Annotated in this window: 21 protein-coding genes and 1 tRNA gene; 12 read left to right on the top strand and 10 right to left on the bottom strand. The window is 69.5% G+C overall.

From position 1 onward, the window contains the following. Nucleotides 1–76: 76 nt before the first annotated feature. From def to smc, 4 genes are all read right to left on the bottom strand, one after another. Entirely contained in the window at nt 77–610 is a 534-nt protein-coding gene (gene def / locus FHX60_RS05810; protein WP_112774203.1) for a peptide deformylase, read from the bottom strand. A gap of 14 nt (nt 611–624) precedes the next feature. After that, entirely contained in the window at nt 625–2,754 is a 2,130-nt protein-coding gene (gene ligA, locus FHX60_RS05805; protein ID WP_112774202.1) for an NAD-dependent DNA ligase LigA, read from the bottom strand. A gap of 12 nt (nt 2,755–2,766) precedes the next feature. Then, nucleotides 2,767–4,095: a cell division protein ZipA C-terminal FtsZ-binding domain-containing protein gene (locus FHX60_RS05800; protein WP_183282731.1), complete on the bottom strand. Its 1,329-nt coding sequence runs from the start codon at nt 4,093–4,095 to the stop codon at nt 2,767–2,769. A 106-nt stretch (nt 4,096–4,201) separates the two neighbouring features. Further along, nucleotides 4,202–7,717, bottom strand: a complete 3,516-nt coding sequence (gene smc / locus FHX60_RS05795) for a chromosome segregation protein SMC (protein ID WP_183282730.1) — start codon at nt 7,715–7,717, stop codon at nt 4,202–4,204. A 434-nt stretch (nt 7,718–8,151) separates the two neighbouring features. Between smc and FHX60_RS05790 the strand changes: the two genes are divergently transcribed. Continuing rightward, the gene (locus tag FHX60_RS05790) at nt 8,152–8,979 is read left to right on the top strand and encodes a ferritin-like domain-containing protein (RefSeq protein WP_183282729.1); all 828 of its coding nucleotides are present in this window, start codon (nt 8,152–8,154) and stop codon (nt 8,977–8,979) included. A gap of 12 nt (nt 8,980–8,991) precedes the next feature. Here FHX60_RS05790 and FHX60_RS05785 read toward each other — a convergent pair whose 3' ends face one another. Further along, nucleotides 8,992–9,960, bottom strand: coding sequence for a DMT family transporter (locus FHX60_RS05785; protein ID WP_183282728.1), 969 nt, complete (start codon nt 9,958–9,960; stop codon nt 8,992–8,994). Nucleotides 9,961–10,167: 207 nt separating this feature from the next. Here FHX60_RS05785 and dapC point away from each other — a divergent pair, with 207 nt between their 5' ends. From dapC to FHX60_RS05735, 10 genes are all read left to right on the top strand, one after another. Beyond that, the gene (gene dapC / locus FHX60_RS05780) at nt 10,168–11,382 is read left to right on the top strand and encodes a succinyldiaminopimelate transaminase (protein WP_112774197.1); all 1,215 of its coding nucleotides are present in this window, start codon (nt 10,168–10,170) and stop codon (nt 11,380–11,382) included. 202 nt (nt 11,383–11,584) lie between these two features. Continuing rightward, nucleotides 11,585–12,412: a 2,3,4,5-tetrahydropyridine-2,6-dicarboxylate N-succinyltransferase gene (gene dapD / locus FHX60_RS05775; RefSeq protein ID WP_112774196.1), complete on the top strand. Its 828-nt coding sequence runs from the start codon at nt 11,585–11,587 to the stop codon at nt 12,410–12,412. A gap of 89 nt (nt 12,413–12,501) precedes the next feature. Beyond that, nucleotides 12,502–12,885 carry a hypothetical protein gene (locus tag FHX60_RS05770; RefSeq protein WP_092308676.1) on the top strand — a complete coding sequence of 128 codons (384 nt, stop codon included), beginning with the start codon at nt 12,502–12,504 and terminating at the stop codon, nt 12,883–12,885. Between the two features lie 51 nt (nt 12,886–12,936). Further along, entirely contained in the window at nt 12,937–13,284 is a 348-nt protein-coding gene (locus FHX60_RS05765; RefSeq protein WP_183282727.1) for an ArsC family reductase, read from the top strand. 19 nt (nt 13,285–13,303) lie between these two features. Continuing rightward, nucleotides 13,304–14,455 carry a succinyl-diaminopimelate desuccinylase gene (gene dapE, locus FHX60_RS05760; RefSeq protein WP_183282726.1) on the top strand — a complete coding sequence of 384 codons (1,152 nt, stop codon included), beginning with the start codon at nt 13,304–13,306 and terminating at the stop codon, nt 14,453–14,455. A 24-nt stretch (nt 14,456–14,479) separates the two neighbouring features. Further along, complete coding sequence (gene prmB / locus FHX60_RS05755; protein WP_092308683.1) at nt 14,480–15,373, top strand: 50S ribosomal protein L3 N(5)-glutamine methyltransferase; 894 nt, start codon at nt 14,480–14,482, stop codon at nt 15,371–15,373. Nucleotides 15,374–15,485: 112 nt separating this feature from the next. Beyond that, nucleotides 15,486–16,757, top strand: a complete 1,272-nt coding sequence (locus tag FHX60_RS05750; protein WP_112774194.1) for an MFS transporter — start codon at nt 15,486–15,488, stop codon at nt 16,755–16,757. A 182-nt stretch (nt 16,758–16,939) separates the two neighbouring features. Beyond that, entirely contained in the window at nt 16,940–17,938 is a 999-nt protein-coding gene (locus tag FHX60_RS05745; RefSeq protein WP_183282725.1) for a tripartite tricarboxylate transporter substrate binding protein, read from the top strand. A 30-nt stretch (nt 17,939–17,968) separates the two neighbouring features. Next, nucleotides 17,969–19,519 carry a class I adenylate-forming enzyme family protein gene (locus FHX60_RS05740; protein WP_183282724.1) on the top strand — a complete coding sequence of 517 codons (1,551 nt, stop codon included), beginning with the start codon at nt 17,969–17,971 and terminating at the stop codon, nt 19,517–19,519. Between the two features lie 84 nt (nt 19,520–19,603). Continuing rightward, nucleotides 19,604–19,680 (top strand) — tRNA-Val (locus FHX60_RS05735). A 65-nt stretch (nt 19,681–19,745) separates the two neighbouring features. On the opposite strand, the gene FHX60_RS05730 is transcribed toward FHX60_RS05735, so the two are convergent. From FHX60_RS05730 to FHX60_RS05720, 3 genes are read right to left on the bottom strand one after another with little or no spacing between them, the layout of a single operon-like run. Next, nucleotides 19,746–20,897, bottom strand: coding sequence for a CaiB/BaiF CoA transferase family protein (locus FHX60_RS05730; protein WP_183282723.1), 1,152 nt, complete (start codon nt 20,895–20,897; stop codon nt 19,746–19,748). A 13-nt stretch (nt 20,898–20,910) separates the two neighbouring features. Next, nucleotides 20,911–21,924, bottom strand: a complete 1,014-nt coding sequence (locus FHX60_RS05725; RefSeq protein ID WP_183282722.1) for an NADPH:quinone oxidoreductase family protein — start codon at nt 21,922–21,924, stop codon at nt 20,911–20,913. An 11-nt stretch (nt 21,925–21,935) separates the two neighbouring features. After that, nucleotides 21,936–22,943, bottom strand: coding sequence for a tripartite tricarboxylate transporter substrate binding protein (locus FHX60_RS05720; RefSeq protein ID WP_183282721.1), 1,008 nt, complete (start codon nt 22,941–22,943; stop codon nt 21,936–21,938). 183 nt (nt 22,944–23,126) lie between these two features. Here FHX60_RS05720 and FHX60_RS05715 point away from each other — a divergent pair, with 183 nt between their 5' ends. Further along, nucleotides 23,127–24,026: a LysR family transcriptional regulator gene (locus FHX60_RS05715; RefSeq protein WP_183282844.1), complete on the top strand. Its 900-nt coding sequence runs from the start codon at nt 23,127–23,129 to the stop codon at nt 24,024–24,026. Between the two features lie 13 nt (nt 24,027–24,039). On the opposite strand, the gene FHX60_RS05710 is transcribed toward FHX60_RS05715, so the two are convergent. After that, complete coding sequence (locus FHX60_RS05710; protein ID WP_112774189.1) at nt 24,040–25,002, bottom strand: phosphatidate cytidylyltransferase; 963 nt, start codon at nt 25,000–25,002, stop codon at nt 24,040–24,042. Then, nucleotides 24,999–25,625, bottom strand: coding sequence for a lysophospholipid acyltransferase family protein (locus FHX60_RS05705; protein WP_112774188.1), 627 nt, complete (start codon nt 25,623–25,625; stop codon nt 24,999–25,001). The genes FHX60_RS05710 and FHX60_RS05705 overlap by 4 nt, the downstream gene beginning before the upstream one ends. Between the last annotated feature and the right edge of the window lies 1 nt (nt 25,626).

Below are 25,626 nucleotides of genomic sequence, written 5' to 3'. Positions count from 1 at the left end.
GCGGCCGCGATGGCCGCTTTTTTTATGGGTTCTGGCAAATCACCACACCCTCGTTTCTCTACCGCTTCCGGCGCCCTCAGTCGTCGCTGTTCGCCGGCAGATCCGGGAACAACACCTCTGTAAACCCAAACTGCCGGAAATCCTTGATCCGCATCGGATAAAGAATCCCCTGCAGGTGGTCGCACTCATGCTGCACCACGCGCGCATGGAAGCCTTCGGCCACGCGTTCGATCCGGTTGCCCATCAGGTCGTAGCCGCTGTACTTCAGCCGCAGGTGCCGCGGCACCACGCCGCGCAGGCCCGGCACCGACAGGCAGCCCTCCCAGCCGTCTTCCATCTCCTCGGACGGCATTTCCAGCAGCGGGTTGATCAGCACCGTCTTGGGCACGGTGGGCGCATCCGGGTAGCGCGGATTGCGATCGAAGCCGAAGATCACCACCTGCAGGTCCACGCCGATCTGCGGCGCGGCCAGGCCCGCGCCGTTGGCATGGTCCATGGTGTCGAACATGTCTTCGATCAGCGTGCGCAGCTCCGGCGTATTGAAGCGCTCCACCGGCCTTGCCACCTGCAGCAGGCGCGGATCGCCCATCTTGAGAATTTCGCGGATCATGGTTCTGTTCCCGGTTATTCCTCGGCCGGCGCGGCGCCGGCTTGCGCCAGCAGCGCCAGCATGCCGGCCTCGTCCAGCACCGGCACGCCCAGCGCCTCGGCCTTGTCCAGCTTGCTGCCGGCCTCGGCGCCGGCGACCACGTAGTCGGTCTTCTTCGACACCGACCCGGCCACCTTGGCGCCGGCGGCTTCCAGCAGTTCCTTGGCGTCTTCGCGCGACAGCGTCGGCAGCGTGCCGGTCAGGACAAAGGTCTTGCCCGACAGCGGCGCCGGCGCTTTCGCCACCGGCTCGCTTTCCGGCCAGTGTACGCCCGCGGCGCGCAGCTGCTCGATGACCTCGACGTTATGCGGCTCGGCGAGGAAGTTGGCGATCGACTGCGCCACCACCGGGCCGACGTCGTTGACCTCGAGCAGCGCCGCCTCGTCGGCCGCCATCAGCGCGTCGAGCTTGCCGAAGTGCCGGGCCAGGTCCTTGGCGGTAGCTTCGCCGACGTGGCGGATGCCGAGCGCGAAGATAAAGCGGTTCATGGTGGTCGCGCGCGACTTGTCGATCGCCGTGACCAGATTGGCGGCCGACTTGTCCGCCATGCGTTCCAGCGCGGCCAGCTTGGCCACGCCGAGCTTGTACAGGTCGGCCGGCGTGCGCACGATGCCCTGGTCGACCAGTTGCTCGACCAGCTTGTCGCCCAGGCCCTCGATATCCATGGCGCGCCGCTGCGCGAAATGCAGCAGCGACTGCTTGCGCTGCGCCGCGCAGATCAGGCCGCCGGTGCAGCGGGCAATGGCCTCGTCCTCGAGCTTCTCGATATGCGAGCCGCACACCGGGCAGGCGCTCGGCATCACGAAGGCACGGGCATCGGCCGGCCGGCGCTCGGTCACCACGGCGACGACTTCCGGGATCACGTCGCCGGCGCGGCGCACGATCACGGTGTCGCCGACATGCACGTCCTTGCGGCGGATCTCGTCCTCGTTGTGCAGCGTGGCATTGGTCACGGTCACGCCGCCGACGAACACCGGCTTGAGCCGCGCCACCGGCGTGATCGCGCCGGTGCGCCCGACCTGCACCTCGATGTCCTCGACGATGGTGGTCATCTCCTGCGCCGGGAACTTGTGCGCCAGCGCAAAGCGCGGCGCGCGCGAGACAAAGCCCAGGCGCTCCTGCTCGGCCAGTGCGTTGACCTTGTAGACCACGCCGTCGATGTCATAGGGCAGCTCGTCGCGGCGCTTGCCGATCTCGCGGTAGAAATCGAGCAGCCCCTGCGCACCCTTCACCACCGCGCGGTCCTTGCACACCGGCAAACCCAGCGCGGCGAAGCCGTCGAGCATCGCGCTGTGGGTAGGCGGCCGCTCCACGCCCTGCAGCTCGCCCAGCCCGTAGGCGAAGAACGACAGCGGACGCCGGGCGGTGATGCGCGGATCGAGCTGGCGCAGGCTGCCCGCGGCGGCGTTGCGCGGGTTGACGAAGGTCTTCTCGCCGGCCTCGGCCTGGCGCGCGTTGAGCTTGTCGAAGTCGCGGCGGAACATGAAGACCTCGCCACGCACCTCCAGCACCGCGGGCGCCTGGCCGCGCAGCTTGAGCGGGATCGCCTTGATGGTGCGCACGTTGACGGTGACGTCCTCGCCGGTCTCGCCATCGCCGCGCGTGGCCGCCTGCACCAGGCGCCCGTCTTCATAGCGCAGCGACATGGCGAGGCCGTCGAACTTCAGCTCGCAGGCGTATTCGACCGCGTCGGCGGCGCTGAATAGGTCGGCCTCCCCCGCCGCTGGCGCGCTGCGGCCCAGGCCCTGGGCGCAGCGACGGTCGAAGTTCAGCACGTCGTCGTCAGCGAAGGCGTTGTTGAGCGACAGCATCGGCACGCGGTGCCGCACCGAGTCGAACGCCGCCAGCGCCTCGCCGCCCACGCGCTGCGTGGGCGAGTCCGGCGTCTGCAGCTCGGGATGCTCGAGCTCCAGCGCCATCAGTTCGCTGAACAGCGCGTCGTACTCCGCATCGGGTACGGTGGGCGCATCCAGCACGTAATACTGGTAGTTGTGGCGATCCAGCTCGTCGCGCAGCCAGGCCACGCGGCTGGCCGCGGCGTCGGCCGGCAAGGCGCCGACGGGCGCGGAGGCATCTGCCTGCGCGCCGCGGTGTTTTGCGGTCATGGCAGGCTCCGGCTAGTTGCTGAACAGGCGCAGCGCCACCGGCGAACCGGCCGGCATGCCGCGCGCTTCCAGCTTCTGGTACAGCGCTTCGAGCTGGCTGAAGATGGCGACGAACGAGGCTTCGGTCAGCGGCCGCATATTGTCGTCGACCAGCTGCGCGCCCATGCGCTGCGCCAGCGTATGGCCGTACTCGCACACGGTCTTGAACGGCCTGGCGGCCTGGTCGGCCACCGGCACGTCGAGCAGCAGCGTGATCTGGCGGCCGGCCTTGACGGTGAGGTCGTCGCGCAGGAAGTTGGTGTCGCCGAACTGCAGCGTGAACAGCGGGCGCTGCACGCCCTCGGCATTGGCCTGGTAGCGGATAAAGCGGGTGCCGTCGCGCGACAGCACCAGCCCGTCCTGCGTCGCCACGTTCTGCACATAGGCGGCCGACCACGGCGCGCCGTCGGAGATCACGTTGACACCCAGCTGCACGTCGCAGGCGGCGGCAAAGGCGTCGAGCTCGCGCGCGTTGGCGACGGTCTCGCCCATGTCGGGCAGGTCGGCCGAGGCGTCGAGCGACTCGGCCAGCGACTCGACCGCGGTGATGAATTCGGAGAACTCCAGCGCGTTGAGCGGGCCGCCACGGTTGGCCAGCTGCACGCCGACCTGCAGGTCTTCGTACTGATGGCCGGCGGTGACGGGCTCCCACGCGTTGGCTTCAGCACGCAGGCCTTCGATATGGACCGGCTTGGTGCCGGCGCGGCGCAGCCGGCCGGTCAGCGGCAGGATGCGGTCGCCGGACGCCTTGCGTTCCAGGTGCAGCGGCACGATGCAGTCGATCAGCGGATCGACGACTGCGGGCGCGGGCGGGCCGTCGGGCACGGCAGCGACCGGCGCAGGCGCAGGCACTGGCGCGGGTGCGGGCGCCGGTGCCGGTGCCGGTGCCACGGCGATAGCGGCATCCGCCTCATCCTCCGCTGCGCGCGACGCCGCGGCCCCGACCGCGACTTCCTCGGCGACGGCTTCGTCGGCATCGGCGGTGCTGGCCGCCGCGGCCGCGGCGGCAGCGGCGTGGTTGTTGTCAGTCACGGTGGCGCCGGCGCTGGCCGGTGCCTGCGAAAAGGTGGGCTCGCGCCGCGGCGGCTGCTCGGCGGCGGTTTCATGCAGGCGTGCGGCGGTTTCCGGCGCGGTGCTCTGGCCGACCACCGGCTCGCGCATCGGCGGCAGGTCGTCTTCGGGCCGCAGCTCGCGCGGGCGGCGCGCCTTGCGGATCTGCCACTGGTTGTAGCCGAACACCAGCACCACGAAAACCAGGCCCGCGACGATCAGCGCGGTCTGCAGGTCCATGTTGAGCTTCATGCCGCAATCTCCAAAGCGCCCCGGTTGGTTACAGCACGGTAGTGTCGGTTGCGCGCAGCATTCGCTGACGTGCGCTTCCCCGCTGCGCGGGGTCCCTGCTTACTGCTCATGCTGCCTCCGCCATCGACACTGCCGCGTCCATATCCACGGCCACGATCCGCGAAACGCCCTGCTCCTGCATGGTCACGCCAATGAGTTGATGAGCCATTTCCATGGCGATCTTGTTATGTGAGATGAAAACGAATTGGGTCTTGTCCGACATGCGCGCCACCATATTGGCGTAGCGCTCGGTATTGGCGTCGTCGAGCGGCGCGTCGACCTCGTCCAGCAGGCAGAACGGCGCCGGGTTCAGCTGGAACATCGCGAACACCAGCGCGATCGCGGTCAGCGCCTTCTCGCCGCCCGACAGCAGGTGGATGGTCGAGTTCTTCTTGCCCGGCGGCTGCGCCATCACCTGCACGCCGGCGTCGAGGATTTCCTCGCCGGTCATGATCAGGCGCGCCTGGCCGCCGCCGAACAGCGACGGGAACAGCTCGCCGAAATGGTGGTTGACCTGGTCGAAGGTGCCCTGCAGCAACGCGCGGGTTTCCTGGTCGATCTTGGCGATCGCGTCCTCCAGCGTGCCAATGGCGTCGTTCAGGTCGGCCGACTGCGCGTCGAGGAAGGTCTTGCGTTCGCGCGCCGCGGCCAGTTCGTCGAGCGCGGCCATGTTGACCGGGCCGAGCGCGTTGATGGCGTTGTTGATGCGCGTGACTTCGCCCTGCAGGTACGACGGCTTCAGGTCGCCGGTCAGCTTGTCGGCCAGCGCGGCCTCGTCCACCGCGGCGCCGGTCAGCTGCTCGCTGAACTGCTCCTGGTTCAGGCGCGCGGCCTGCTCCTTGAGCTGCAGCTCGGTGATGCGGTCGCGCAGCGGCTGCAGGCTGCGCTCGGCCGCCAGGCGCTGCTCGTCGTGCTGGCGCAGCTGCGCCGACAGCGCATCGAGCTCGGTGCGCGCGATGGTCAGCTTCTCTTCCTTCTCGGCACGGCGCTCCAGCGCTTCCTGCAGGCCGGTATGCGCGGTCTGCTCGTTGATGGTCTCGAGTTCGGCGCGGGCGTTCTCGAGCGATTCGGCGATGCGCTCGGCCTGGTCCGCCGCCACCTGGATATTGCGGCGCAGCTCGTCGATGCGGCTGGCCAGGTTGCGCTCGGCAAACAATGCTTCCTGCGCGGCGCGCTCGAGGTCGCGCAGCTGGTGGCGCGCGCCGGAGAGCTTGCTGTCCAGCGCCTCGAAGGCCATCTGCTGGTCTTCGTGGGTGGCCTGCATCTCGGCCAGCGCGGCGTCGTGCTGCTCGAAACTGGCTTCGGATTCGGCGCGGATGGCGCGCTGCTCTTCGATCTGCGCGTGGATCTCTTCCAGTTCCTCGCGGATCTGGCCGCTGCGGGCGGCATAACGCTCCATCGCCTGCGACAGCTTGAGCACGTCCATCTGCAGCGCGTGCACGCGGCGGGTGGCCTGCTCGGCGCGGGCGCGGGCGTCGCCCAGCGCCTGGCTGGCCTGGGTATAGGCCGCTTCGGCGCGCACTGCCTCGGTCTTGGCCTCGTCGGACAGCAGCAACTGCGCGCGCGCCTGCTTCTGCAGGTTTTCGATTTCCTGCTCGCGCGCGAGCATGCCGGCCTGCTCGGAATCGGCGGCGTAGATCTGGATCGCGTTGCGGCCCACCAGGTGGCCCTCGGCGACCACGAACGAGGCGCCGTCGGGCAGCGTGTTGCGCGCGGCCAGCGCCTGCGTCATGTCGGTGGCGACATAGACGTCGGCGAGCCAGTCCTGCATCACCGCGCGGATGCCGGGCTCGGTGATCTGCACCAGCGCCATCAGCGGGCGCAGGCCGGGCGGCGATTCGAGCGGACGGGCCGCGGCCGGCGGCGAGTAGAACGCCAGCTTGGCCGGCGGCGCGTCGGACAGGAAGGCCTTGACCCAGTCCAGGTTCGACACTTCCAGCGCGGCGAGCTTCTCGCGCAGCACGGATTCGAGCGCGTTTTCCCAGCCCGGCTCGATATGGACCTTCTTCCACAGCCGCGGCAGCTCGGCCAGTTCATGCCTGGCGAGCCAGGGCTGCACCTTGCCGTCGGTCTGCACGTTTTCCTGCAGCTGGCGCAGCGCCGACAGGCGCGCCTCGAGCGTGGCGATGGCGGCGGCTTCGCTGTGCACGCGCGCCTGCGCGGCGCGGCGCGCCTCGTCCAGGCGCGGCACGTTTTCTTCGGCGTCTGCGAGCACGGCCTGGGCTTCCTCGACCAGCGCCTCCTGCTCGGCCAGCTCGGCGCGGGCCTGCTCCAGGCGGGTCTCGTCGGGGCGGTCCAGGCCCTTGTCTTCGGCCGACAGACGCTCGCGGCGCTGTTCCAGCTGCTGCAGCATCTGGTCGGCGCTGCGCTGCTGCGCGGCCTCCAGCTTCAGCGCCTGCTCGGCCTGCATGATGCCGGCGCGCTGCTCGTTGAGCAGCTGCTGGGCATCGCGCCATTGCGCCTCCAGCGTCGGCAGCTCGTCGTTCTGCTGCGCCACGGCCTCCTGGGCCTCGACCGTACGGCCCTCCGCCACGGCGAGGTTTTCCTCGGCCTGCGCCAGTTCGTCGGTGGCCTGTTCGGCCTTGCCCTGCCACTGCTCGCGCTGCGCCGTCAGCGCCGCGATCTGGGCCTGCACGCGGTTGCGCGATTCCACCACGTAGCGGATCTCGGCCTCGAGCTTGCTGACCTCGGCATTGGCCTCGTACAGCGCGCCTTGCGCGGCGTGCATGCCGTCGGACGCGGCATAGTGCGCGGCGCGCATGGTTTCCAGCTCGGCCTCGACATGGCGCAGCTGCGCGGTCTGCGCTTCCAGGTCGATCTGGGCCTGTTCAATGGCGCGCTGGTGGCGTTCCTGCTCCTGCTGGGCCTCGCGCTTGCGCAGCAGCCACAGCAGGTGCTGCTTCTCTTCGCCGTCGGCCTGCAGCGTCTTGAAGCGCTGCGCCACTTCTGCCTGGCCCTCGAGCTTTTCGAGGTTGCTGCCGAGTTCGCGCAGGATGTCTTCGACCCGGGTCAGGTTCTCGCGCGTATCGGACAGCCGGTTCTCGGTCTCGCGGCGGCGCTCCTTGTACTTGGACACGCCCGCCGCCTCTTCCAGAAAGATGCGCATGTCATCGGGCTTGGCCTCGATAATGCGCGAGATCATGCCCTGGCCGATGATGGCGTACGCGCGCGGGCCCAGGCCCGTGCCCAGGAAGATGTCCTGGATGTCGCGCCGGCGCACCGGCTGGTTGTTGATGTAGTAGGACGAGGTGCCGTCGCGGGTCAGCACGCGCTTGACCGCGACTTCGGCGTACTGGCTCCACTGGCCCGCGGCACGGCCTTCGGCGTTGTCAAACACCAGTTCGACGCTGGCCCGGCCGGCCTGCTTGCGCGCCGTCGAGCCGTTGAAGATGACGTCCTGCATGGACTCGCCACGCAGCTCGGACGCGCGTGACTCGCCCAGCACCCAGCGCACCGCATCGATGATGTTGGATTTGCCGCAGCCGTTGGGACCGACGATGCCGACCAGTTGGCCCGGCACCTGAAAATTGGTGGGATCGACGAATGACTTGAAGCCCGCCAGCTTGATCGAGGATAGTCGCACGGTTTCTCGTGTGGTATCGGCCACTCCGGCAGGAAAGCGGGAGTCGGGCCTGGTATCGGGGCTATTGCACTGTTCAGGAAAGCCGGGCCGCGCGGGAGCCGGCGCGGCGTGACGCCAGCACCTCAAAATACCCCTCGGGCCCGAGAATTGGGGCTAATCATACCATCGCAGATGCCTTCGCCGGCCCGTTTGGGCTTGCTCCGGGGATGGTGCCGGATGGCGGAATCTCTTTGCGTTTCTGACTCTTACAAGCGGTTTCGCAAGCACTTTGGCAATCCAGCGGTGAGCAGTCGGCCGTACTTGCCGGGGGTTCGGCCTGAAACTAATTAGGGTAAATGCTAGTCTCTGCTCTGTCGGCGTGATGCCGGATGCGCTCCGGCCCCACGCACCATGAACGCCCCCCGCAGCCTTTGGGCCAACCAGGAGGACAGAGCATGAGTGAAGCGTCAGCGGCCGCCCGGCCGTGGTCGGTCAGCGACATCCGATACGAGGCGATCGACGTCGCGCGCGTGCGCGGCGACCGTGACCTGTTCTACCTGCTGGTGTGCGCATCGTTTATCGAAAGCGGCTCCGACACCTATGCGGGCAACCTTGCCACCTATTACGCGCGCGTGCCGGACGCCGCCGGCTGGCTGTCCGAGCATTGGGAAGCCGAGGAGCTGCAGCATGGCCTGGCGCTGCGGCGCTATGTCGAGCATGTCTGGCCGGAATTCGACTGGGCGCGCGGCTATGCGCGCTTCTTCGACGAGTACAGCCAGACCTGCTCGATCGACCAGTTCGAGCCGACCGAGGCGCTGGAGATGGCGGCCCGCTGCGTGGTGGAAACCGGCACGGCGGCCTACTACCGGGCGCTCGAGCAGGCCAGCGACGAACCGGTGCTGCGCGACCTGACGCGGCGCATCTCCAACGACGAGGTGCGGCACTACAAGCACTTCTTCCACTTCTTCAACCGCTTCGCCGAGGCCGAGCGCCTGGGCCGGCTGCGCGTGCTGCGCGCGCTGGCGCGCCGGCTGCTGGAGATCAAGAACGAGGACGCGGCGATCGCGCTGCGCAACGTGCTGCGCATGGAACGCGGGGTCGAGTCGGTGCCCGAGGCGGAAGTGCGCGCGCTCAATACGCGCGTGTCAGGCGTGATCCGCCGCAACATCCCGATCGAGATGACGGTCAAGATGCTGCTGCGGCCGCTGCACCTGCACCGCGGCGTGGAACGCGCGGTGCGCGCCCCGCTGGTGGCGATGGTGTCGCGGGTGATCCTGCACTGAGCCGCGCCGGGGCTAGTGGCAGGCCGCGGCCTCGGCCCCCGCCGTCGGCGCGGGCACGGCGCGGCTGCGGTGCACCAGCCCGGACAACGCGCCGGCGGCGACGATGCACAGGCCGCCGGCGGCCTCCTTCCAGCTCAGCACCTCGGTTGCCAGCCACCATGACGACACCGCGGCGATGACGATCTCGAACAGCATCAGCAGCGATACGCGGTTGGCCGGCAGCCGCTGCAGCCCGTACTGCACCACCGAGTTGCTGACCACCAGCACCGCCGCCAGCCCGAGCACCAGCATGGCCGCGCTGACCTGCGCGCCCGGCATGATGGCCACCGCCGGGCCGTCGAGCAGCAGCGCGGCCGGCACGCCGACCACGGTGCAGCCCAGGTAGACCACCACCGTGCGCACGCGTGCGTCGGTGTCGGGAAAACGCTGCCCGGCACGGCGCGACAGCACGTTGTTGACGGCAAAGCCCATGCCGCCGATCAGTCCCGACCATTCCGCGGCGGTGCCCGGCAGCGGCACGCCCACCGCGGGCGTCCACAGCATCAGCCCGGCGCCGAACAGCGCCAGCCCCACCAGCGACAGCCCGGGCGCCGACAGCCGCTCGCCCAGGAACAGCCGCGCGAACAGCGCGGTCCACACCGGCGTCAGGTAGAACAGCAGCAGCACCCGCATCACATGCCCGTTGACGCTGCCCCAGACGAAGCCGGCATTGGTCACGCCCGCCGCCAGGCCGATCGCGACGAACAGCCAGTGCGGGCGCAGCCCGCCCAGGTGGCGGCGGAAGGCCAGCAGCGACAGCACCGCCGCCACCGCGCTGACCAGCGCTGCGGCATGCATGCCGCCCAGCCCCCAGCCGGCCAGCACCCGGTACGGGAACCAGGCGATGCCCCACACCGAGGCGCCGATCAGGATGGAAAGCGATGCCTTGACCGCATGGCGGTCGGCCGGCGCCAGCGGTGCCGAAATTGTCTTTGTGCTCATAAAGGGAATCGGTGCGAGGCGAGCCGGGCCGCCCGCCATGCGCGGCAGGCAGCGTACGGACGGCGCCGGCGGCATCACCGTGGCGTGATGCCCGCCATCCGTGGCGGCCCAACCCTCGCCAAAGACCGCCTGGCGGGCCGGGCCGGCGCACGGAAACCCGCGCCGTTCCTCTATAATGCGTCGTTTTAACCGGCCCCGACTGACACTGTGAATCCGCGCCTCGACCTGCTCCAGCCCTACCCGTTCGAGAAACTGCGGGTGCTCTTTGCGCAAGTAAAGGCTGCCGACAAGCCGGCCATCAGCTTCGGCATCGGTGAACCCAAGCATCCGACGCCGGCGTTCATCAAGCAAGCGCTGGCAGAGTCGCTTGCGGGGCTGGCGAATTATCCCACAACGGCAGGTTCCGATGCACTACGGCAGTGCATTGCCGGCTGGCTAGAGCGCCGCTACGGCCTGCCCAAGATCAACGCCGCCACCGAAGTGCTGCCCGTAACCGGCTCGCGCGAGGCGCTGTTCGCCTTTGCCCAGACCGTGGTCGACGGCACCCGGCCGGGCGCGCTGGTGCTGTGCCCCAACCCGTTCTACCAGATCTACGAAGGCGCGGCGCTGCTGGCCGGCGCCACCCCGGTATTCGCCAACAGCGATCCAGCGCGCAATTTCGCCCCGGCGTTCGACCGCATTGGCGACAAGGTCTGGCAGCATGTGCAGCTGCTCTTTGTCTGCACGCCCGGCAACCCGACCGGCGCGGTGCTGTCGCTGGAGGACTGGAAGCAGCTGTTCGCACTGTCCGACCGCTACGGCTTCGTGATTGCCTCCGACGAGTGCTATTCCGAGATCTATTTCGACGAGGGCCGCGCGCCGCTGGGCGCGCTCGAGGCCGCGCACAAGCTCGGCCGCGCGGATGGCGCCAACCGTTTCGAGCGCCTGGTGGTGTTTTCGAGCCTGTCCAAGCGCTCCAACGTGCCCGGCCTGCGCTCGGGCTTCGTCGCCGGCGACGCCGCGCTGCTGAAGCAGTTCCTGCTGTACCGCACCTACCACGGCGGCGCCATGAACCCGGCGGTGCAGAGCGCCAGCATCGCCGCGTGGAACGATGAAGCGCATGTGCGCGAAAACCGCGCCGCCTACGTGCGCAAGTTCAGCGAAGTCACGCCGATGCTGGCGGAAGTCCTCGACGTGGCGCTGCCTGATGCCGGCTTCTACCTGTGGGCCGACGTCTCGCGCACCGGCCTGTCCGATACCGAATTCGCCGCGCGGCTGCTGGCCGAGCAGAACGTGACCGTGCTGCCGGGCAGCTACCTGGCGCGCGAGGCCGACGGCATCAACCCCGGCGCCAACCGCGTGCGCATGGCGCTGGTGGCAACGCCGGAGGAGTGCGTGGAGGGGGCGCGGCGCATCGTGGAATTCTGCAAATCGCTGGCCTGAGGCCTGATTGTCCAATTGTGTTCTCCCTCTCCCCTCAAGGGGAGAGGGTCGGGGTGAGGGGTGGTTTAGCGAGGGACCACGCCCGTAGAACCGCCCACCCTCACCCCCTGCCCCTCTCCCGCAAGCGGGAGAGGGGAGCAAACAAGAGGTCGAGGCTGAGACTCGACGACCGAACATCAACATCAACCCTGAGAATCCAACCATGACGCAAGCTCTGCAAGCCCTGATCGACCAGGCCTGGGAAGACCGCACCAGCCTGTCGCCGAAGTCCGCCCCCAACGACATCCGCGAGGCCGTCGCCAACGTCATCAGCCAGCTCGATGCCGGCACCCTGCGCGTGGCCGAGAAGCAAGGCAAGGACTGGATCGTCAACCAGTGGGTCAAGAAGGCCGTGCTGCTGTCGTTCCGCCTGGAAGACAACGCGCCGATGAGCGCCGGCGGCTTTGCCCAGTTCTACGACAAGGTGCCGACCAAGTTCGCCAACTGGAGCGGCGACGACTTCGCAAAGGCCGGCTTCCGCGTAGTGCCGCCCGCCGTGGCGCGCCGCGGTTCGTTCATTGCGAAGAACGCCGTGCTGATGCCGTCGTACGTCAACATCGGCGCCTATGTCGATGAAGGCACCATGGTCGACACCTGGGCCACGGTCGGTTCGTGCGCGCAGATCGGCAAGAACGTGCACCTGTCGGGCGGCGTGGGCATCGGCGGCGTGCTGGAGCCGCTGCAGGCCAACCCGGTGATCATCGAAGACAACTGCTTTATCGGCGCGCGCTCGGAAGTCGTGGAAGGCGTGATCGTGGAAGAGAACTCGGTGATCTCGATGGGCGTGTACCTGGGCCAGTCGACCAAGATCTACGACCGCGAAACCGGCGAGATCCACTATGGCCGCGTGCCGGCCGGCTCGGTGGTGGTGGCGGGCAACCTGCCGTCCAAGGACGGCAAGTACAGCCTGTACTGCGCCGTGATCGTGAAGAAGGTCGACGCGCAGACCCGCGCCAAGACCAGCCTGAACGACCTGCTGCGCGGCGACTGATCGCCGCTCGCGGCCCGCATGGGCCGCGACGCCCCGGGGCCCGGCTCCGGGGCCGATTTACCGTCGTCACCCGCCTGGCCAGGCTGAACATGCCCTCCCTCCGCAAGCGACTCATGGCCCTGGATCCCACCACCGTCAGTACCGTGCTTTCCCTGCTGCCCACCATTCTCGAGCAGGCCAACAAGACCCTCGAGAAACTGAAGAAGAACAAGCGCAAGGACGGCACGCCCGATGCCGCGGTGGCCGACGCGCGCGATCCCGCGACGCGCATCGCCGAACTCGAAGCCGCAGTCGTACAGCAGGCGGAGGCCGTCAAGCTGCTGGCCGAGCAGCACGCCATCACCATCGACGCGCTGCGCAAGGAAGCTGCCCGGCTGGACCGGCGCCTGCGCCTGATGACGGCGGTGGCGATGGGCGGCGTGGCGCTGGGCCTGGGCGCCCTGGTGATCGCGCTGAACCTGCTGTTGCGCTGAACCCGCCGGATTCCCGACCGGATTCCGCATCGACTTACCCCGAGACCTGCCATGACCGTCCTGCTCTACGGCATTCCCAACTGCGATACCGTCAAGAAGGCCCGCACCTGGCTGGATGCCAACGGCGTGGCCTACACCTTCCACGACTTCAAGAAGCAGGGCGTGAACGAGGCCATGCTGCGCGGCTGGCTGCGTCACGTGCCGCTGGCCACGCTGCTCAACCGCAAGGGCACCACCTGGCGCGCGCTGTCCGACGCCGACAAGGCCCGCGCCGACGAAGAAGCCGGCGCGATCGCGCTGATGCAGCAAAGCCCGTCGCTGATCAAGCGCCCGGTGCTGGCCCACGATGGCAAGGTGATGGTCGGCTTCTCCGCCGACCAGTACGCCAGCCAGTTCTGATTTCCCATTCCGCCGTCCGATGAACCCCACCCTCGCCCTTACCGAAGACCTGATCCGCCGCCGCTCCGTCACGCCCGCCGACGAAGGCTGCCAGGCCATCCTGGAAACCCGCCTGAAGGCGCTCGGCTTCGACTGCGAAGCGCTGGTCAGCGGGCCCGACGATTTCCGCGTGACCAACCTGTGGGCGGTCAAGCGCGGCACGCAGGGCAAGGACGGCAAGCTGCTGGTGTTCGCCGGCCATACCGACGTGGTGCCGACCGGCCCGCTGGAGCAGTGGCATTCGGACCCGTTCGCGCCGACCCACCGCGACGGCAAGCTGTACGGCCGCGGCGCCGCCGACATGAAGACCTCGATCGCCGGCTTCGTGGTGGCGGTGGAAGAGTTCGTCAAGGCCCATCCCGCGCACGCCGGCTCGATCGGCTTCCTGATCACCAGCGACGAGGAAGGCCCGGCGCACGACGGCACCGTCAAGGTGGTCGAGGCCCTGTCCGCGCGCGGCGAGCGCCTGGACTACTGCGTGATCGGCGAGCCGACCTCGGTCAACGCGCTCGGCGACATGGTCAAGAACGGCCGCCGCGGCTCGCTCTCGGGCAAGCTCACGGTCAAGGGCATCCAGTGCCATATCGCGTATCCGCACCTGGGCCGCAACCCGATCCATGACGCCGCCCCGGCGCTGGCCGAACTGGCCGCCGAAGCGTGGGACCAGGGCAACGAGTACTTCCCGCCCACCAGCTGGCAGATGTCGAACATCCACGGCGGCACCGGCGCCACCAACGTGATCCCGGGCCACGTCACCATCGACTTCAATTTCCGCTTCTCGACGGCCAGCACGCCCGAGGGCCTGAAGGCGCGCGTGCACGCCATCCTGGACCGCCACAGCCTCGACTACACGCTCGACTGGACCCTGGGCGGCGAGCCCTTCCTGACGCCGCGCGGCGAACTGTCCGAGGCGCTGTCGTCGGCGATCAAGGCCGAGACCGGCTTCGACACCGAGCTGTCGACCACCGGCGGCACCTCCGACGGCCGCTTTATCGCCAGGATCTGTCCGCAGGTGATCGAGTTCGGCCCGCCCAACGCCAGCATCCACAAGATCGACGAGCACGTCGAAGTGCGCTTCATCGAGCCGCTGAAGAACGTGTACCGCGGCGTGCTTGAACGCCTGATCGCCTGAATTTTTCGCAAAGACATACCATCCATGGCAACGCCCTCTCCCCTGCGCACCGTGCGCGACCTGCTGCGCCTGGCCGTGTCGCGCTTTACCGCCGCGCGCCTGTCCTTTGGCCACGGCAGCGCCAACGCCTATGACGAGGCGGCCTACCTGGTGCTGCATACGCTCAACCTGCCGCTCGACACGCTCGATCCCTTCCTCGATGCGCGGCTGCTGCCCGAGGAAGTCGAGGCCGTGCTCAAGGTGATCGACCGCCGCGTCAACGAGCGCGTGCCGGCGGCCTACATCACGCACGAAGCCTTTATGCATGGCCTGCGCTTCTACGTCGATTCGCGCGTGATCGTGCCGCGCAGCTTTATCGGCGAACTGCTGCAGGAAGGGCTGGAGCCATGGGTCGGCGAAAGCGACAGCATCGGCCCGGTGCTGGAGCTGTGCACGGGCTCCGGCTGCCTGCCGATCGTGGCCGCGCACGTCTGGCCGAACGCCCGCATCGACGCGGTCGACATCTCGCCCGACGCGCTCGCGGTGGCGCACCGCAATGTGGCCGACTACAAGATGGAAGACCGCATCCGGCTGTACCAGGGCGACCTGTACGCGCCGCTGCCGCACGGCGCCACCTACGACGTGATCCTGACCAACCCGCCCTACGTCAACGAAAGCTCGATGCAGGCGCTGCCGCCCGAATACCTGGCCGAGCCGCGCATCGCGCTGGCCGGCGGCGACGACGGCATGGACGTGGTGCGGCGGATCATCGCCGGGGCCAAGGCGCGGCTGAACCCGGGTGGCGTGCTGGTGGTGGAGATCGGCAACGAGCACGCCAATGTGGAGGCTGCCTTCCCGGAACTGGAAATCGTGTGGCTGCCGGTCAGCGCGGGCGATGAGCAGGTGTTTTTGCTGACGTACGACGCGTTGCCGGGCTGACCAGGTCAGTGAAGGGGCTACGTCCGCGCAATCTGGGCGAACACCGGCCAACCGTTGATCTGGCAACGCGCGCAGGCTCTACACTCGCTGCAGAGAAAGCGCCACTGACGCCGTGACCCCCAGCAATATCCCTCCTCCCGGATCGCCCCCCGGCGCCGGCGCCCTGCCCGCCCGCAACGCGGCGACGTATGCCGTGCGCGGCATCGCCATCCTGACCTTCGCGTTCGCCCTCAGCCAGTTCTTCCGCTCTTGCCTGGCGGTGATGGCGCCGGAGCTGCAGCACGATTTCGGCCTGTCGCCGGCGGGTTTCGGCGCGCTGTCCTCTTCGTTCTTCCTGGCCTTTGCCGTGGCGCAGATCCCGGTGGGCATCGCCTTCGACCGCTATGGCGTGGGCCGCCCGACCGCGCTGCTGCTGGCCGTGGGCGCGCTGTCGTCGATCCTGTTCGTGCTGGCGCCCAACGGCGCCGCGGCCACGCTGGCGCAGGTGGGCCTGGGGCTGGCGTGCGCGCCGGTGTTCATGGGGCTGCTGCATTTCGCCTCGGAGCAACTGTCCGAGCGCGACTACACCCGCGTGGTCAGCCGCTCCAACGCCACCGGCATGATCGGCTCGCTGTGCGCGACCGCGCCGCTGGGCTGGGCCATCTCGCTGGTGGGCTGGCGGCCGTCGATGGCGGTGTCGGCGCTGGGCATGGTGGCGGCCTGCTATGGCGTGTGGCGCTGCGTGCGCGACCAGGGCCATGCCGAGGCCCGCAGCGCGTCGTGGCCGGCGATGCTGTCGCAAAGCCTGCAGTTGCTGAAGCTGGCACCGCTGTGGACGCTGATCCCGGTGTGCGTGGCGATGGCCGCCGGCACCGCCTTCCGCAATGCGTGGAGCGGCCCCTACCTGGCCGACGTGTTCAGCCTGGGCTCGGCGCCGCGCGGCGTGGCGCTGACGCTGCTGAGCCTGGCCGGCTTCCTGACCGCCTTCCTGCTGCCGGTGCTGGTGCGGCGCAGCACGCTCAAGGCCACCATCGCCGGCTGGTCGTGCTTTGCCATGGCGGGGGGTGTGCTGCTGTCGCTGTGGCCGGACCGCGGTATCGGCTATGGCGTGGCCATGATGGCGCTGCTGTCGACCATCGGCATGCTGCATCCGCTGGTGATGGCGCAGGGCCGCGGGCTGATCCCGCCGTCGCAGCGCGGGCGCGGGCTGGGGCTGCTCAATACCTTCGTGTTCCTGGGCTCGGCGCTGGCCTCCTGGGCCTTCGGGCTGATCGCCAATGCCGGCCATGTGCGCGGCTGGCCGCCGCCGTCCACCTATGCGGCCATCTTCCTGTCGGCGGCGGTGCTGATCGCCGCCGCGCTGGTGCCCTACTGGTTCAGCCCGGCGCATCCGACCAGCCATTAGCCGGAACCGGCTGCTGGCCGCGGATTCCCCGGTACCGCTTCGCCTGCAAAAAGCCAGACTTATCGATTTAAGAATTCCGCTGGCAGCCTGACGCCATTACCGTTGGTGACATCCACTTCCCCGCCGGATCCGGCGCAGGGACCCCGGCTGCGTGCGCGGCCGGCACAACGAGGAGACACCCGATGGCATCCACCCCCCGCCCCGCCCGGGGCCGCCCCGCATGGCTGGCCGCCATGCTGGCCACCGCAGCCGCAGCTGCCCTGCCCGCCAGCGCCGCCGCCGAGACCTGGCCGGCGCGTCCGATCCAGCTGCTGATCCCCTACCCGCCCGGCGGCAGCGCCGACCTGCTGGCGCGACCCGTGGCCGCGAAGCTGCAGGAACGGCTGGGCCAGCCGGTGGTGCTGGAGTACCGCCCGGGCGCCGGCGGCACCATCGCCAGCCAGGCACTCGCGCGCGCCAAACCCGACGGCTACACGCTGATCATGGTGCTGGCCGCCCATGCCATCAACACCAGCCTGTATCCCCGCCTGCCCTACGACACGCGCAAGGATTTCGCGCCGGTATCGCTGGTGGCCAACCTGCCGATGATCCTGGCGGGCAGCCCGTCGCTGCAGGCCACCAATGTGAAAGAGCTGATCGCCGAGGCCAAGGCCGCGCCCGGCAAGCTGACCTTTGCCTCGGCGGGCAACGGCAATACCGGCCACCTGGCGGGCGAACTGTTCGACTCCGTGGCGGGCATCAAGATGACCCACGTGCCGTACAAGGGCAGCGCGCAGGTCGTCACGGCGATGCTGTCCGGCGAAGTCCAGCTCACCTTCGACAGCATCTCGACCACGCTGCCGCATGTGAAGAGCGGCAAGCTGCGCGCGCTCGCCGTCACCGGCAGCCAGCGCGCCGCCGTCGCCCCCGAAGTCCCGACGCTGGCCGAGGCCGGCGTGCCCGGCATCAGCATTACCGGCTGGTACGCGCTGCTGGCGCCGGCCGGCACGCCGCAGCCCGTGATCGACCGGCTCAGCACCGAGATTGCAACCGTGCTGCGCCAGCCGGAGCTGAAGGCCACGCTGGCGGCCAACGGCTATGAGCCGGTAGGCTCGACGCCCGCCGCGCTGCGCACCCATATCGACGCCGAGATCGACCGCTGGAGCAAGGTGGTGAAGGACTCCGGCGCGCAGATCCAGTAAGGCTTGCCGCATCCACCAACACTGCCCCACATGACCCAGCCGACTCCGCTCCAACGTCCTTTCACCACCATGTCCGTGCTCGTGCGCGAGCATGCCGCGCAGCGCCCGGCGCAACCCGCCCTGATGCATGGCGAGCGCGTGCTCGACTACGCCGGGCTCGACGCCGCCATGGACCGCATTGCCGCGGCGCTGGCGCGCGACGGCGTGCGGCCCGGCGAAGCCATCGCCATCTGCGCCGCGTCGTCGATCGAATACGCCGCGGTGTACCTGGGCGCGGTGCGCGCCGGCGTGGTGGTCGCGCCGCTGGCGCCATCGTCCACGCCCGACAGCCTGGCCGGCATGATTGCCGACGCGGGCGCGCGCATCGTGTTCACCGACGCCAGCGTCGCCGACGTGCTGGCGCCGGTGCGTGCCAGGCTGGCCGGCACCCCCGTGGTCTCGCTGGACGGCAGCGACGCGGGCGCGCCGTACGCGGACTGGCTGGCGCCCGCCGGCACGCCGGTGACGGAACCCGAGATCCGCCCGGAGCTGCCGCTCAACATCATCTATTCCTCCGGCACCACCGGCGCGCCCAAGGGCATCGTGCAGTCGCACGGCATGCGCTGGGCCCACGTGTCGCGCGGTGCCGCCACCGGCTATGGCACGCACGCGGTCACGCTGCTGTCGACGCCGCTGTATTCCAACACCACGCTGGCGAGCTTCTTTCCCACCATCGGGCTGGGCGGCACGGCCATCCTGATGGCGAAGTTCGATGCGGGCCAGTACCTGGCGCTGGCGCAGCGGCATCGCGTCACGCACACCATGCTGGTGCCGGTGCAGTACCAGCGCCTGCTGGCGCATCCGGCGTTCGACCAGCACGATCTGTCCGCCTTCCGGCACAAGTTCTGCACCAGCGCGCCGTGCAGCCCGGCGCTGAAGGCCGAGATCCTGCGGCGCTGGCCCGGCGCGCTGACCGAGCTCTACGGCATGACCGAAGGTGGCGGCGGCTGCCTGCTGTTCGCCGACCAGTTCCCGCACAAGCTGCACACCGTCGGGCGCCCCGCCACCGGCGCCGACGTGCGCATCATCGACGAGGCCGGCCGCGAGCTGCCGCCCGGCAGCACCGGCGAAGTGGTGGGCCGCTCGGCGGCGATGATGAACGGCTACCACAATCAACCCGAAAAGACCGCCGAGACCGAATGGCATGACGCGCAGGGCCAGCGCTTTATCCGCACCGGCGACATCGGCCGCTTCGACGAGGACGGCTTCCTGGTGCTGCTGGACCGCAAGAAGGACATGATCATCTCGGGCGGCTTCAACATCTACCCGAGCGACCTCGAGGCGGTGGTGCGCGAGCATCCGGCAGTGTCCGAAGTCTCGGTGGTCGGCGTGCCGTCGGAGCGCTGGGGCGAGACCCCGGTGGCCTTTGTCGCCCTGCGCGCAGACGGCGGCGCCAGCGCGCAGCAGGTGCTGGCGTGGGCCAATGAGCGGCTGGGCAAGACCCAGCGGCTGGCCGCGATCCATGAGGTGGAGCGCCTGCCGCGCAGCGCCATCGGCAAGGTGCTCAAGCGCGAACTGCGCGACCGTATCGGCACTGCCTGACGCGCCCTGGCAAGCACCCACGCAAAAAGTCGCACCGGGTGCTTGCGCAATCGTGAAGGGCTCTCTATAATTCGCGCCTTCGCTAGGCTCGTAGCTCAGCTGGTTAGAGCACCACCTTGACATGGTGGGGGTCGTTGGTTCGAGTCCAATCGAGCCTACCAACGCACAAGGGAACACGGACGGTACGCAATCGCGCACCGTCCGTTTTTTCTTTTGCGGGTCCGCTTCAGTCGCCGATGCCGAACTCCGCCAGCACCGCCCCGGTATGCTGGCCAAGCACCGGCGCATCCCCTGCCGGCCCGTCTCGTCCCGCCATGCCGGGCAGGTTGGCCCAAGGCACCTCGCCTATCCCTGCCAGAGGCAGCCGGCCGAACACGCCCGCCTGCGCGCACTGCGCACTCTGCAGCAGGTCGCGCGCATGGCCAACGCGCGCGAACAGCACATCGTGCTCGGTCAGCAGCGCCTCCCAGTGCGCCAGCGGCTGCGTGGCCAGCGCCTGCGCCACGCGCCGGCCCAGTTCCGCCGCGCGCGGCAGCCTGCCGGCACTGGTATGCAGCGAGGCATCGGCAAGCCAGTCGTCGCACCCCAGCAGCGCGGCCAGCCGCAGGAACATCGCGTCGTTGAGCATGCTCAGGTACAGCGCGCCATCGGCCGCCTCGAACAGTCCGGTCGGCGCGTTGGCCGCCGCCAGCTCGGCGTCGGGGAACATGGCATCGTCGACCATCAGGTAGGACTGCAGCGCGGCGCTGGTCTCGAGCAGCGACAGCCGCACATGGCGGCCGCGGCCGCTGCGCGCGGCCTTGTACAACGCCGCCGACGCCTGCTGCGACGCGTACAGCCCGGTGGCCAGGTCGACCATGAAGAAGGCGATGCGGCGCGGCTGGCCGGCGGCGTCGCGATTCAGGTGCATCAGCCCGCTGTAGGCCTGCATGGTGGTATCCACCGCGGGCCGGTTCGCCATCGGCCCGGCATGGCCGTAACCCGAGATCGAGACATAGACCAGCGCCGGGTTGTGCGCGGCCAGGGCCTCGTAGCCGACGCCCATGCGCTCGGCCACGCCGGGACGGAAGTTCTGGATCACCACATCGGCGCGCAGCGCCAGCCGGCCGATGGCGGCCCGGCCGTCGGCGCTGCGCGCGTCCAGCACCACGCTTTCCTTGCCCGCGTTGCACGCGACCGCGATCGCGGTCTGGCCGGCGCGGATGCGCCCCATCTGCCGCGACCAGTCGCCGCCCGGCGGCTCCACCTTGATCACGCGCGCGCCCTGCTGGCGCAGTATCAGCCCACAGTACGGGCCGGCGATACCCTGGCTCAGGTCGAGCACGGTCAGGCCATCGAACATGGCATCGTCCGCGCTCGCCGCGGTTGCATCGTGCATAAGTTGGCTCCGTTCAGATATCCAGCATGACCTTGCCGATGGCGCGGCGCGACATGGTGGTGTCGACCGCGTCCAGCCAGTCGCGCAGCGCAAAGTGCTGCAGCACCGGTGGCGCCAGCCTGCCGCTGGCCGCCGCCTGCATGATCTCGCCGACCATGGCCTGCACGCGCGGCGCAAAGCGCCGGCGCTCGTCGGTCAGGCCCCAGCCGATGTAGTAGCCATAGTTGAAGCCGACCAGCGTCAGGTTCTTCACCAGCAGCAGGTTGGCCGGCACCGCCGGGATGCGGCCGCTGGCATAGCCGATCGACAGCAGCCGCGCGCCGGGCGCCGCGCAGCGCAGCGAGGCATCGAACAGGTCGCCGCCGACCGGGTCGAACACCACGTCGGCGCCGCCGGCCGGGCACAGCGCCTTGACCGCCGCCGCCAGCGTGGCCGGGTCCGGCTCCAGCGCGTGCGCGGCGCCGTTGCGCAGCGCCGCCTCGCGCTTGGCCGGAGTGCTGGCGGTGGCGATCACGCGCGCGCCCATCAGCCTGCCCACCTGTACCGCTGCGGTGCCGAGCGCGCCGCTGGCGCCGTGGACCAGCAAGGTGTCGCCCGGCTGCAGCGCCGCGCGCCACGCCAGCGCGGCCCACACCGTGCCGCAGGTGATGGGCAGCGCGGCGGCATGCGCCAGGGCCAGCCCGTCGGGGACCGGATAAACGGTGTCGGCGGTGGCCACCGCTTCCTCGGCGATGCCGCCCCAGTCCAGCGCCGCGGCCACGCGCTGGCCCGGGCGCAGCTGCGTGACGTCGGGCGCCACTTCGATGATCTCGCCCGCGACCTCGGTGCCCGGGGTGAACGGCAGCGGCGGCTTGCGCTGGTACTTGCCGGACACGAACAGGCTCAGCGCGAAGCCCACCCCGGCGTGCCGCACGCGGATGCGCACCTGGCCGGCTGCCAGCGGCCGGCGCGCGATGCGTTGCAGCGCCAGCTCGCTCCAGTGGCACCAGCGCGAACAGACCAATCCCTGGTAATCGTCGTCTTGCATCGGCGTCTGCGTCATTCGAGCGTGATGCCGACATCGCGGATGATGCGGCTCCATTTGTCGCGGTCGTTCTTCATCACCGTGGCGAAGGCCTCCGGCGTGCTGCCCACCGGCACCAGGTTCAGGTCCTGCATCTTCCTGGCGACCTCCGGCAGGCGCACGATGCGCGCGACCTCGCGCGACAGGGCGTCGACCCGCGCCCTGGGCACGCCGGCCGGGAACAGCAGGCCCATCCACGCATCCGGCTCGAAGCCCTGGTAGCCGGCCTCGCGGAAGGTCGGCACCCTGGGCAGCAAGGCCGAGCGCTCGGCACCGGCAAGCGCCACCGGCACCAGCTTGCCGCCCTGCAGCAGCGGCATCGCCGTGCCCACGGCGATAAAGCCCAGCTTCACATGCCCCGCCGCCAGGTCGGTCGCCAGCGGCGCACCGCCCTTGTAGGCCACGTGCTCCATCTGCAGGCCGGCCTCGCGCCTGAGCAGCTCGCCCAGGATATGCCCGGTGGTGCCGGCGCCGTAGGAGCCATATGGGTACTTGCCTGGATTGGCCTTGAGCAGCGCCACCACCTCCGGCAGCGTCCGCGCGGGAAAATCCGGCGACACCGCCAGCATGGTGGACGAGATCGCCACCTCGCTGACCGGCGTGAAATCCGCGATCGGGTCATAGCCGATGCCGCGGTACAGCGACGGGTTCTGCACGTGCGCGGTGAAGGTCAGCAGCACGGTGTAGCCATCCTTGGCCGACCTGGCGACGTGCTTGGTGCCGGTCGTGGTGCCCGCGCCGGGCTTGTTGTCGACGATCACGGGCTGGCCCCAGCTCTTGGTCAGCTCCTGGCCGATCAGCCGCGCCACGGCGTCGTTGACGTTGCCCGCCACCGACGGCACCACGATGGTCAGCGGCCGCGACGGATAGGGTTCGGCAGGGGCGGGATCGGCGGCCGCGGCTGCGGCCGGCATCACGGCGGGAACGGTGGCCAGCAATATGGCGGCCATGGCTGTGCGCAGCCACGCGGAACGGTATGGCATCGATGGGTCTCCTGTCTGGCTCCCTTCTGTAGTGCCCGCCGCAGTGTCCACTGCAGTGCGATGCGCGAGGGATGCCACGCAGTCTAGGCCAGCGTCCGGACCGGCGCGATTCCCGCGCGGCGCGAGCCAAGTCCTGCCAGGCATGGCGCTACAATGGCCCGCACCCCCAGCGCCATCCCGCCCATGCGATTCGAGGATCTAGAAGCCTTCCTGGTCGTGATCGACCAGGGCAACCTGCACCGCGCCGCCGAGACCCTGGGCATGACCCAGTCCGGGCTGTCCAAGACCCTGGCGCGGCTGGAAGGCGAAGCCGGCATGCCCTTGTTCGAGCGCACCCCGCGCGGGCTGGTGCCGACCGGCGCGGGCCGCACCCTTGCCGCCCATGCGCGCCGGATCTCGCTGGCCGCCGGCGACATGCGCAGCGAACTGGCCGAGCAGCGCGCGGCGCGCGCAGGCACGGTGCGCCTGGGCGCGATCCCCTACCTGCTGCCGTCGCTGCTGTCGCCGCTGCTGGCGCGCTTCTTCCTGAGCCGCCCGCTGGCCACGTTCTCGATCGAGACCCACCTGAGCGCGCGCCTGGTGGCGATGCTGCAGAACGGCGAGGCCGACCTGATCCTCGCTGCGCGCCCCGCCAGCGTGCCGGCGGAGGTTGCCTGGCTGCCGCTCGGGCCGCTCAGCATGCAGATCGTGTGCCGCAGCGCCCACCCGCGCCGCGACGGCTTTCGCACCCTGGCCGACCTTGCCGGCGAACGCTGGGTGGTGCCGGCCAGTTCGCTGTACCTGCGCCAGTGGCTGGAACAACGGTTTACCGCGGTCGGGCTGCCGCCGCCGCGCGTGGCGGTGGAAAGCACGGCGTCGCCGGTCGCCTTCGGCGAGTTGCTGCGGCACTCGGACCTGCTCGGCATCATGCCGCCGCGCATGCTGCGCCAGGCCGAGGGCCAGGGACTGGCCGCGATCGACGCCCCGGGCACGTCGTGGCAGCACGAACTGGCGGTGCTGTGGCGCGCCGACGGCTACCTGTCGCCGATCTGCCAGGACTTCCGCGATGCCGTGGTGGCGTGGTGCGAAGAGATGGCGTTGTAAGCCGCCGAGCGGATCAGGGCACCCACCAGTAACGCGTGACGTGGAAGAACACCGGCGCGGCGAACACCACCGAGTCGAGCCGGTCGAGCATGCCGCCGTGGCCCTGGATCATGTGGCCCCAGTCCTTGATGCCGCGGTCGCGCTTGATCGCCGACATCACCAGGCCGCCGAGGAAGCCCATCAGCGCGATCACCAGCGCGATCGCGCCGGCCTGCCACGGCGAGAACGGCGTGATCCACCACAGCGCCGCGCCCAGCGCGGTGGCGCTGGCGACGCCGCCGACAAAGCCCTCGACGGTCTTGGACGGCGACAGCAGCGGCGCGATCTTGCGCTTGCCGCACAGCTTGCCCCACACGTACTGCAGCACGTCGCTGCCCTGCACCACGATCACCAGGAAGGCGATCAGCAGCAGGTTGCGCCCGTCGAAGCCCGGGATCGGCAGCGTCAGCAGCGCCGGCACGTGCGAAATGCAGAACACGCACACCATCACCGCCCACTGCACCCCGGCGCAGCGCTCCAGGAAGCGCGTGGTCTCGGACGACAGCGCCGCCAGGATCGGCAGCACCAGGAAGGCATAGACCGGGATCAGGATCGAGAACATGCCGTACCAGCCGATATAGACCAGCACGTACTGCAGCGGCAGGAACACGAAGAACGCGGCGACGATGGCGCGATGGTCGCCGCGCCGCGTGGTGGTGATGGTGACGAACTCGCGCAGCGCAAAGAACGACAGCAGGTAGAACAGCGCGATCACCGCCGTGCGCCCCAGCGCAAACGCCACGCCCATGATGCCGATCATCCACCACCAGGCCCAGACGCGCTGCGCCAGGTTGTCGATCACCGCGTGCTGGCCGCCGCCCGCGACGCGCCAGCGCAGCAGCGCGGTCACGGTGGAAGCGAGCATCAGCACGCCGAACAGGCCGCCGAACAGCAGCCAGGTCTCGCGGCTCCAATGCAGGGTGGGCATGGCGTTCATTCCAGTTCCGGGGCAAGCGCGAGCAGGCCCGCGCGGCAGCGCGCAAGGAACGCATCCTTGCTGTCGTCGGCAGCCAGCCGCAGCGGCTGGCCGAAGGTCACGGTGCACAGCAGCGGCACCGGCACCACTTCGCCCTTGGGCATCACGCGGTTCAGGTTGTCGATCCACACCGGCACGAACTCGAGCCCCGGGCAGGCCCGCGCCAGGTGGTAGATGCCGCTCTTGAACGGCAGCAGGCGCGCGTCGGTGGTGTTGCGCGTGCCCTCGGGAAACAGGATCAGCGAATCGCCCGCCGCCAGCCCGGCCTGCATCAGCGCCACCGGGTCGCTGCCGGGCTCGCTGCGGGTACGGTCGATCAGCAGCGCGCGGAACACGTCGCGGCCGATAAAGCGGCGCAGCGGCGATTTTTGCCAGTAATCGGCGCCCGCCACCGGCCGCGTCACCGTGCGCAGGTCGGGCGGCAGACAACCCCAGATCAGCACGAAATCGCCGTGGCTGCTGTGGTTGGCAAAATAGACGCGCTGCACCGCGGCCGGGATGCAGCCCTGCCAGTTGGCGCGCATGCCCGTCAGCAGCCGGGCGAAGACGATGATGGCGCGCGCGGTGGCGCGGGCAAGCCACATG

Origin of the sequence: Cupriavidus alkaliphilus (assembly GCF_014191175.1) — a bacterium.
Classification (GTDB): domain Bacteria; phylum Pseudomonadota; class Gammaproteobacteria; order Burkholderiales; family Burkholderiaceae; genus Cupriavidus; species Cupriavidus alkaliphilus.
This window is presented reverse-complemented; position numbering and strand designations above follow the sequence as displayed.